Consider the following 2369-nt stretch of genomic DNA (forward strand, 5'->3'; position numbering starts at 1 on the left):
TCATTTGGCTTTGCATATAAACCAGTTGGTTCATATGGACTAAATGCCATACTTTTTCTTTCCTGTTGTTTTAGTACCTCAACATCTCCTTTTCCTGGGACTGTAAATGTTCTATTTTCTGATTTAACTGACTTTTCACTTTGCGGTGATGTCGATAATTTTTTTTGCTGCTCCTTTTGCTCCGCAAAGACATCTGATGAAGAAATCATTCCAGTCGCAAGCATAGTTACTGTAGCAGTAGCTGCAAGTATTTTTCTAGTTTTATGTTTTGAATTATTCCCCATATTATCTCCCTCATTTTTCCTTAGTACTCTTAAGGATTTTTTGTTTTCTTCTTCATGTTTTTACAATCTAAACTATTTATACTATTTAAGTTGTGTCTATTACTCTATATTTATATATATATCTCCTTTTCTTTATGTATTATTGTATATAAATGTTATTTGATGACACATTAAATAACAACTTTACGATAAACTCATCGATAACAGCCTATTATGTTTTGATTCTGTATTCTAAACTTCCATCCAATTGGAGAAATATATCCAAATGGAGAAATAAGTAAATAAATTTCAACATTTAAGGGTTGGGATCTCACAAAAAATTCATAAAACTTTTTTCACTTTAAAGGTTTAAACAATTACGACCACATTTTTTTGAAATAAAAAGCATCTAATTCTATTTGAATTAGATGCTTACATTTAGTCCTTAACCCTAACAATCTAAACTATTTATGCGTTTGTAGATCTTTTTTTATTACATCCCAGAGTGAATTATCTTGACGCATCGGTTTACCCTCTTCATCCCATTTTAATTTTCCTGTTCCCAATTCATAATTCATCCCTGTCCATGTGTCTTCACGGAATGCATAGAATGATTTATGCCATCCTTTTTGGTTAAAGATAGAAATAAGATCTTGCATGTATTGGGTAGCACCTGGAACAGTACGGTTAATTCCAAACTCCTCTGCGATAATTCGATTAGATGGTATATGATTTATCTTAGACCTAGGAAACTTTTACGTATAATTTACCTATAGTCCTAAAATTTCTACAATCTGACGAGCTTTATTATTATCAATATAATAATGCATCTCTAATCCTTTTCTTTCTGCACGGATTACAATTCCTTTTAACTTTGCTAAATGTTGTGAAACAGTGGATTGTGGAAGTTTTAATATTTCTGTTAACTGTGTAACATTGCACATTTTATAATGCATTAACTCACTTATAATTTTTAATCGAACCGGATGTGCCATTACCCTTATTACATCTACATCTTCTTCGCGTATTTTAGCTAGGTCATTATTAGATATTACTGTTAACATTTCGCATTCTCCTTTATTATTAATTTCTATTTTCCTATTATCCTTATAAGTAATACTTATAGATAATTACAATTTTTCCTGTTGAGAAAATATATTCTGCTCAATACAAAAAAGACACCTATTCCAAAAACAGTTTTTACCGTTCCAATGAATTGGTGTCTTAAAATTTTTTAGCTACACTATATTTATTCATATTATAACCTATACATGATTTTGAATGATGCTTAATATACGTTGCAAATAAATTATTTATCAACATGAAAATATGGAATTAAAATCCTAATTATGGTAATATACTGGTACCTTCAGTTGTTAACTGTCATCCCTTTTTTAAAAGCGCTGTCTTTAAAGACAGCGCTTTTAAATTTCCTTAACTAAAACTGTCTATTAATTATAAACTTAAAACTTCAATAAGTTGCCACTATAGTAGCATAACTAAGTTCAAACTTCTCTAATCCAAATAGGAATACAAATAATGGTAGCCAAATTCGCAATGTAACTGCTGCAAAGGTTAAGGAATAATTTCTGATCATCCAATTCTGATGGTCTTGAATTTTTTTATTTTTAACTGTATTTAATGCTTGATATCAATCCGCCCATAGCGTAAAAGGATAAGTACAATCCTGAAATGCCACCTAATATTATACCAATCATATAGATTCTCCCGAACATCCGATGACAGCTTATATTCTTCCCTCTAAATTTTGTGGTTAATGTTAACAGACCAATTACTAATGCTAATATACTAGTTGCAATATGTAAAAATAACATAATATACCAAAAATCACTTAATTTAGATACATATATTAGCTTCGATACAAGTTCTGTTTGAAGCCCATATAAAATGAAATATTGAACAACAACATAACCAGCTACTAAAATAGCTAAAAAGGTAAATATAAACCAAATTTCCCCATTCGAATTTGACTACCTCCTTTTTACATTTAAGGAAATTAGATTATATATAACCATTTATCGTTTTCCGACAGAAGACTCCTTCCTCAAAAATGTGAAGGTGTGAAACACCAATTTTAGGTGGGAG

1 protein-coding gene and 3 pseudogenes are annotated in these 2369 nt (G+C 29.9%); all 4 read right to left on the minus strand.

Annotated features, from left to right (window positions below; all coding sequences use genetic code 11):
• Positions 1-284 (minus strand): annotated as a pseudogene (locus tag QO049_RS30360) (S-layer protein); the annotation flags it as partial.
• Between the two features lie 443 nt (positions 285-727).
• Positions 728-1006 (minus strand): annotated as a pseudogene (locus QO049_RS30365) (glycoside hydrolase family 5 protein); the annotation flags it as partial.
• A gap of 27 nt (positions 1007-1033) precedes the next feature.
• Positions 1034-1327, minus strand: a complete 294-nt coding sequence (locus QO049_RS30370; protein ID WP_097797635.1) for an ArsR/SmtB family transcription factor — start codon at positions 1325-1327, stop codon at positions 1034-1036.
• 422 nt (positions 1328-1749) lie between these two features.
• A pseudogene (locus QO049_RS30375) lies at positions 1750-2098 on the minus strand (DUF2306 domain-containing protein); the annotation flags it as partial.
• Positions 2099-2369: the final 271 nt, after the last annotated feature.

Origin of the sequence: Bacillus sp. RB3 (assembly GCF_030164735.1) — a bacterium.
GTDB lineage: Bacteria > Bacillota > Bacilli > Bacillales > Bacillaceae_G > Bacillus_A > Bacillus_A cereus.